This window comes from Streptomyces sp. NPDC018031, from assembly GCF_044327625.1.
In the GTDB taxonomy this organism is placed as follows: Bacteria; Actinomycetota; Actinomycetes; order Streptomycetales; family Streptomycetaceae; genus Streptomyces.
In genome coordinates this window covers 273490-279672 of sequence record NZ_JBIRFT010000002.1, presented here as the reverse complement: position 1 = coordinate 279672, position 6183 = coordinate 273490, and the positions used below count along the sequence as shown (strand labels likewise).

General features: G+C 75.4%; 7 protein-coding genes. 2 read left to right on the top strand and 5 right to left on the bottom strand.

Features of this window, described 5'->3' with window-relative positions:
* Positions 1 to 344 precede the first annotated feature (344 nt).
* Complete coding sequence (locus ACH4B3_RS07525; RefSeq protein ID WP_398461812.1) at positions 345 to 752, top strand: YciI family protein; 408 nt, start codon at positions 345 to 347, stop codon at positions 750 to 752.
* Between the two features lie 8 nt (positions 753 to 760).
* A complete protein-coding gene (locus ACH4B3_RS07520) occupies positions 761 to 2044 on the top strand; it encodes an RNA polymerase sigma factor (RefSeq protein WP_398462311.1) in 1284 nt (427 codons plus the stop codon).
* Between the two features lie 24 nt (positions 2045 to 2068).
* Here ACH4B3_RS07520 and ACH4B3_RS07515 read toward each other — a convergent pair whose 3' ends face one another.
* The 5 genes from ACH4B3_RS07515 to ACH4B3_RS07495 form a co-directional block, all read right to left on the bottom strand.
* A complete protein-coding gene (locus tag ACH4B3_RS07515; RefSeq protein WP_398461811.1) occupies positions 2069 to 2710 on the bottom strand; it encodes a TIGR03086 family metal-binding protein in 642 nt (213 codons plus the stop codon).
* A gap of 97 nt (positions 2711 to 2807) precedes the next feature.
* Entirely contained in the window at positions 2808 to 3539 is a 732-nt protein-coding gene (locus ACH4B3_RS07510) for a 3'-5' exonuclease (protein ID WP_398461810.1), read from the bottom strand.
* An 81-nt stretch (positions 3540 to 3620) separates the two neighbouring features.
* On the bottom strand, positions 3621 to 4553 hold the full coding sequence (locus tag ACH4B3_RS07505; protein ID WP_398461809.1) for a hypothetical protein: 933 nt from the start codon (positions 4551 to 4553) through the stop codon (positions 3621 to 3623).
* 486 nt (positions 4554 to 5039) lie between these two features.
* Positions 5040 to 5504: a hypothetical protein gene (locus ACH4B3_RS07500; protein ID WP_398461808.1), complete on the bottom strand. Its 465-nt coding sequence runs from the start codon at positions 5502 to 5504 to the stop codon at positions 5040 to 5042.
* Entirely contained in the window at positions 5498 to 6091 is a 594-nt protein-coding gene (locus ACH4B3_RS07495; RefSeq protein WP_398461807.1) for a TIGR03086 family metal-binding protein, read from the bottom strand. The genes ACH4B3_RS07500 and ACH4B3_RS07495 overlap by 7 nt, the downstream gene beginning before the upstream one ends.
* Positions 6092 to 6183 lie beyond the last annotated feature (92 nt).

Below are 6183 nucleotides of genomic sequence, written 5' to 3'. Positions count from 1 at the left end.
GGGCGGCGTGCCGGGGCAGGGGCTGTCACGGACCCGGGGCCCACTCCGGCCCAATCCCGGCGGGCCCGCGGCAGAGCGGACGACGGTGGGCTCCCCCACCGCCCTCCGGCCGTCCGCTCCGGCGATGGTCGTGCCGTCGTGCGTCGCTGTCGCCGTCGAGGGGGCGCGCCGGGGCTCCGGCGAGTCCGTTCTGGTCGCGCCCCACCCCTCCTGACCTGCGCGTCGGCGGACCGGGGGCGCTCCCGGAAAAAACTTCGGCCGATGATGTCGAGAACCCGTGCCTGGCTCCGTCCCCGCAGTGAACGCGACCACAATGGGTCGCACCACCATCGAGGAGACCCACCATGGCCAAGTACTTGCTGCTCAAGCACTACCGCGGCGCTCCGGCTCCGGTCAACGACGTGCCCATGGACCAGTGGACACCGGAGGAGATCTCGGCGCACGTGGGGTACATGAACGACTTCGCGGCGCGGCTGGAGAAGACCGGCGAGTTCGTCGACGGGCAGGCGCTCGCCCCCGAGGGGGCATGGGTCCGCTACGACGGTGAGGGGCGGCCGCCGGTCACCGACGGACCGTTCGCCGAGACCAAGGACCTCATCGCCGGCTGGATGATCATCGACGTCGACAGCTACGAGCGCGCCGTCGAACTCGCCGGTGAGCTGTCGGCCGCCCCCGGGGCGGGCGGCAGGCCGATCCACGAGTGGCTCGAGGTGCGCCCGTTCCTGACCGCGCCGCCCACCATCACGGAGTGACCTCATCGATGGACGAGACCCTGCTGAGGAGCCTGACGCCGAGCGTGCTGTCGATCCTCGTCCGCCGCGGAGCCGACTTCGCGGCGGCCGAGGACGCCGTTCAGGAGGCGCTGGTCGAGGCGCTCCGCGTCTGGCCCGCCGGCCCTTCCCCGGGCTCCCGGCCCGGCTCGGGCGGGGAGGGCCCGGGCGGGGAGGGCTCGGGCGGGGCGGAGGCCATTCGCGATCCCAAGGGCTGGCTGACCACCGTGGCCTGGCGCAAGTTCCTCGACGCGAGCCGGGCGGACGCCGCCCGCCGCCGGCGCGAGGACCTCACGGGTGAGGAGCCGGCGCCGGGGCCGGTGTCCGCGGTGGACGACACGCTCCGGCTGTACTTCCTGTGCGCCCACCCGTCCCTGACCCCGTCGTCCGCGGTCGCGCTCACCCTGCGCGCCGTCGGCGGGCTGACCACCCGCCAGATCGCCCAGGCCTACCTGGTACCCGAGGCGACCATGGCGCAGCGCATCAGCCGGGCCAAGCGCACCGTGGCCGGCGTTGGGGTATCCCCTGGTCGAGCGGAGCCGAGAGCTCGGGGAAGGTTCGACCGGCCCGGCGACGTCGCCACCGTGCTGCGCGTGCTCTACCTCGTCTTCAACGAGGGCTACTCCGGCGACGTCGACCTCGCCACCGAGGCGATCCGGCTCACCCGGCAACTCGCCGCCGTGATCGACCACCCCGAGGTGTCCGGGCTGCTCGCGCTCATGCTGCTCCACCACGCCCGGCGCGCGAGCCGGACCGCGCCCGACGGCAGCCTGGTCCCGCTCGCCGAACAGGACCGCGGCCGGTGGGACACCGGGGCGATCGCCGAGGGCGTCGAGATCCTGCAGGCGGCCCTCGCCCGCGACCGGCTGGGCGAGTTCCAGGCCCAGGCCGCCATCGCGGCACTCCACGCCGACGCGCCCACCGCCGAGGAGACCGACTGGGGGCAGATCGTCGAGTGGTACGACGAGCTCGCGCGCCTGACCGACAGCCCGGTCGTCCGGCTCAACCGCGCGGTGGCCGTCGGCGAAGCCGACGGACCGCGCGCCGGGCTGGCTGCGCTCGCGGCGCTGGACGACTCCTCCGCAAGCCCTTCCGGCAGGGGGCACCCCATGCCCCGCCACGCCGCGGTGGCGGCGTACCTCCACGAGCGTGCCGGCGACCTGGCGACGGCGGCACGGCTGTACGCCGAGGCGGCCCGCAGGGCGCCCAGTCTCGCCGAGCGCGACCACCTGACCCGCCAGGCCGCCCGGCTCAACGCCCTCCGGGGCCGCTGAGACCGGGCGGCCGCCGCCGCGCGGTCAGGGCGTCCAGGACGGGTCGCGGCCGCTGAGGCCCAGTGCCCGGTCGAAGAGCGGGGCGTCCGGTGGCACGTCCACCTTCGGGCCGAACAGTCCTTCGGTGCCCTCGTCGCTCGCGGACTCGGCGAGCACCCGGAAGATCGCCCGCACGCTCGCCGGGTCGGGCTGGTACGGCTGCCCGGTCGCCCGCGCCAGGTCCCAGCCGTGCAGGACCAGTTCGTCCAGTCCGAAGACGGCGATCACCGAAGCGGGCAGCGTCACCCCGCCCACCTCGGTGACGCCCTCGAAGGCGCCCGGCTCGCGCCAGGCGGCCACCAGGGCGTCCAGTCGCCGGGGCAGCTCCTCGCGCCATGCCGGGTCCAGCGCCTCGGCCGAGACCGGCCCGGGGCCGGTCGCCCCCGGCTCCCTCGGCCCGGGCGGCGCGGTCTTCCCGGCGGCGTGCCGAAAGGCCGTCGTCAGCCCCATGAAGTGGTCCAGCAGCGCCCCGACGGTGTACTTCTCGCACGGGGTACGGGCGGCCAGCTGGTCGTCGGTGATGCCGGCCAGTACGGCGGCCACCCGCTCGGCGGCGGGGGCCAGGTCCACCCGGTCGGTGCCGGCCGGGGTGGCGGCCGGCCGGTCGGTGCGGTCGTCGTCGCTCACAGTGCTCTCCTTCGACGGTGGTTCTCTCCCGTAAGACTCGCCGTCGGGGGAGAACTCATCGCCAGGCGCGCCGACCGGCACCGGCCCAGGGCGGGGTTCAGGCCCGCGCGCCCGCCACCGTCGGGCTTTCCCGCAGCGGCCAGCTGCCGTCCACCACCGCGTCCGGGGTGCCCTTGCCGCGCAGCCAGCGCTGGAAGTCGGCGGCCCACTCCGCGTACCAGCCGACCTGCTCGCGGTGCAGGTCCCACGGCTCCAGCCGGGCCACCCTGGCGTGGGTCTCGGCGACCGCGCAGGCCAGCCGGGCCGCCGCCAGCGCGTCCGCGCCCGCGTCGTGCGCCCCGGTCAGGACCACTCCGTACACCTCGCAGACCGCCTCCAGGGTCCGCTTGCCGCGGCGGTAGCGGTCCACGGCCCGGTCTATCGTCAGCGGGTCGACCACCGGGCCGGTCTCCGCCCCGCCGAGCCGCTCGCTCAGCGGACGCAGCCCGTACCGCTTCAGTTCGGCGGCGAGCAGGCTCAGGTCGAAGGCCGCGTTGTAGGCGACCACCGGGGTCCCGGCACGCCAGTACCCGGCCAGGGTGTCCGCCACCTCGTCGGCCACCTCACGGGCCGGCCGCCCCAGCGCCGAGGCCCGCTCGTTGCTGATCCCGTGCACGGCGACGGCGTCCTCCGGAATGGGGACTCCCGGGTCGGCCAGCCACTCCCGCCGCCCGACCGGCTCCCCCGCCTTCACCTCGACGACCGCCGCCGTCACGATCCGCGCCGTCCCCGGGTCGGTACCCGTGGTCTCCAGATCGAAGCCGACCAGCAACTCCCGGTGCCACCCCATAGCGGCCCTCCTTCACCTGATTTCCCCCGGTTGCGCTTCAGCCTCGCACGGGCCACTGACAACGGGCCCCGCCGACGGGGGTCACGCGGGGACCCTGACCTCGTCCCGGATGGTCGAGACGCGCTTGGCGAACGCCTCGAGGTCCACCGCCTCCGCGGTCTTGCCCGCCATCGCGGCATCGACCGACAGGACCGCGCCCAGCGTGGTCGAGTCGGCCCACACGCAGGTGGGCACCGGGAACTTCTGCCCGGCCTCGTTCTTCACCACCACCGAACAGGTCATCGGCTCGTCGGAGACGGCCGGGGTGATCTCCCGCTTCTCCACCCCGACGTCGGTCCCCTCCGCCTCCTGGGTCCCGTCCATGAAGTCGTCCTCGGCCTGGTCGGGGTCGTCGATGCCACCGGTGTACCCGGTGTAGACGAGCTGCTTGGTGCCGCCCGAGGCCGTGTACTGGGCGCCCACACCCTTGACGTCGTGCATGTTGTAGCCGTCGCTGGGCACCTGGGCGGCGAGGGTGTCCGTCAGGTCCTGCCCCATGGTGTACGTGCCGCCCTCCAGCGTCTTGGGCAGGATCAGCTTGTACGTGCCCGCGCCACCGGACGGCTCGGGCGAGGGGGACTCGCTCCGGCTCTGCTCGGTGCTCGGGGTGGCGGTGGAGGTGGCGGTGGGCGTGGGCTTGTCGTCCGCCTTGTCGTCCTTGTCGTCGCCGCCGTTCACGGCGACGAGCACCCCGGCCAGCACGGCACCGACGACCACCAGGCCGCCGATGGCTATGGCGAGGGTCTTGCGGTTGCCGTTGCCGTTGCCGGGTGGCGGCGGGGGCGGAGGGTAGCCCTGCGGCTGGCCGTAGGGGTTCGGCTGGGCGTACGGGCCGGGCTGTTGCGCGTACGGGCCGGGCTGCTGGGCGTACGGGTTCGGCTGGGGCTGGCCGGGCTGCGCGTACGGGTTCGGCTGCTGCGGGTGTCCGGGGTACCCGTCGGGCCCGGGCTGGGGCGGCTGCGGAGGGACAGTCATACCGCAGACCCTTTCACACGCCGTCGCCCGGCGTGCCGCCCGCCCCGGTCGACGCCGGCGCTCGCGGCCGGTCGCGGGCCGGCCGGTACGGGCCCGTCCTCCTCCGGGTACGGAGCACCGTCGGGGTGGTCCGGGCCGACGGCGTCGAGGCCCGCCGGGCCGGGCCTCACCTCCGGATACGGCACGCACGTCACCCGCCGTGGCCAACCCCGCTACACCCACCGCCACTTGGCGCTGCCGGCCGGGTCCGCCGTCGCGACCGCCGTCCGTCGTACCGTCGGCGCCCCGCGGGGACGGTACGGGCCGCGCGGCGGAGGCCCGGGGCACCGTGCCGGCCGGGTCGGTGCACCCACCCCGAACGTCCTGGAGTACACCGGCGGGACGGGCCGCGCGCCGACGGTGACCGGCACGCCCGTCACGGTGCGCGCCTCGCCGCGCGCCCCCGGTCCCCGGTCGCCGCCGGGCGCCGCGCCCGCCAACGACCTCTCACGGGTGCCGGCCGGACTCCCCGCCGGGCACCGACCGGCGGCGACCGCCCGGCATCAGCCACGCCTCCGCGTCTCGTCGGGTCCGTGCCATGTCGAACCGCCCGTACTCCCACGTCACCGACCGCATGGTGCCAAGCCCCCGGTAGGCGTCCATGATCTCGACGTGCTCCGGCAGGCGTACGAACCGCGCCAGGGCCCGCTGCCCGGTCCACACCGAGACCGATCCGCAGCGCCGGGCCGGCGGCGCGGCCCACAGCCACATCCCGAGCGCGCCGTCGAGGTGCGGCCAGTGGCGCCGGAGCGCGAGGCCGCGCCGGGCGATGCCGGGCAGCCGCCGGTAGCCGTCGCTGGTGAACTCGGTGACGCTGACGACCACCGGCCCGTCCCAACCGCCGTGCCCGCCGGCGCCGTCGGTCCCGTTCGCGCCTCCGGCCGGGCCGGGGAACCAGCGGGTTCTCAGCACGGGCCCGGCGTCCAGGCGGGGTCGCGGCCGAGCAGGGCCAGCAGCCGGTGTTCCGCGGACGCGTCCGCCGGATGCGCCAGGCGCCCGCGGAAGGCCGCACCGGGCCCGCGGCCCTCGTCGGGGACCCGGCCGGCCACCCGCAGCGCGGCGGTGACCAGTTCCGGCGCGGGCTCCCAGGGGACACCGATCGCCACCGCGATGTCCCAGGCGTGCACCACGTAGTCGACCAGGTGGAAGCCGATGGCGATCCGGCCGGGGACCTCGAAGCCCTCGCGCACCTCCGGCAGCGCGAACGACCGCTCCGGTGCGTCGTCCGCCGCGAAGGCCCGGGTCACCTCGTCCGCCGACGCCCGGTAGGCGCGGGCCGGATCGTCACCGAGGTCACCCGCGCGCCACACGGCCGCGTCCGCGCCCTCGCCGCGGGCCGAGGCGGCGAACCCCTCGTTCTGGCAGACCAGGTGGCGGAGCAGGCCGTACACGGTCCAGTCCGGGCACGGCGTGGCCGACCGCAGATGGCCGGGCCGCACCCGGGCGACCACCTCCCCGGTGAGCGTCAGCGCTCGGCGATCGAGCAGTCGTATGTCCATGACCGGAGCGTAGGATCTTGGAAAGGCCCGGTTCCAGAACCAATGTCCGGTCAGTTGATTGAGCCAATGGTCGCCCTGAAAGCCGAAGGTCA

Bases quoted from the DNA above. Each gene is read 5' to 3' on its own strand.
- ACH4B3_RS07525 (WP_398461812.1), top strand. From the start codon at position 345: ATGGCCAAGTACTTGCTGCTCAAGCACTACCGCGGCGCTCCGGCTCCG.
- ACH4B3_RS07495 (WP_398461807.1), bottom strand. From the start codon at position 6,091: ATGGACATACGACTGCTCGATCGCCGAGCGCTGACGCTCACCGGGGAG.
- ACH4B3_RS07505 (WP_398461809.1), bottom strand. From the start codon at position 4,553: ATGACTGTCCCTCCGCAGCCGCCCCAGCCCGGGCCCGACGGGTACCCC.
- ACH4B3_RS07520 (WP_398462311.1), top strand. From the start codon at position 761: ATGGACGAGACCCTGCTGAGGAGCCTGACGCCGAGCGTGCTGTCGATC.
- ACH4B3_RS07510 (WP_398461810.1), bottom strand. From the start codon at position 3,539: ATGGGGTGGCACCGGGAGTTGCTGGTCGGCTTCGATCTGGAGACCACG.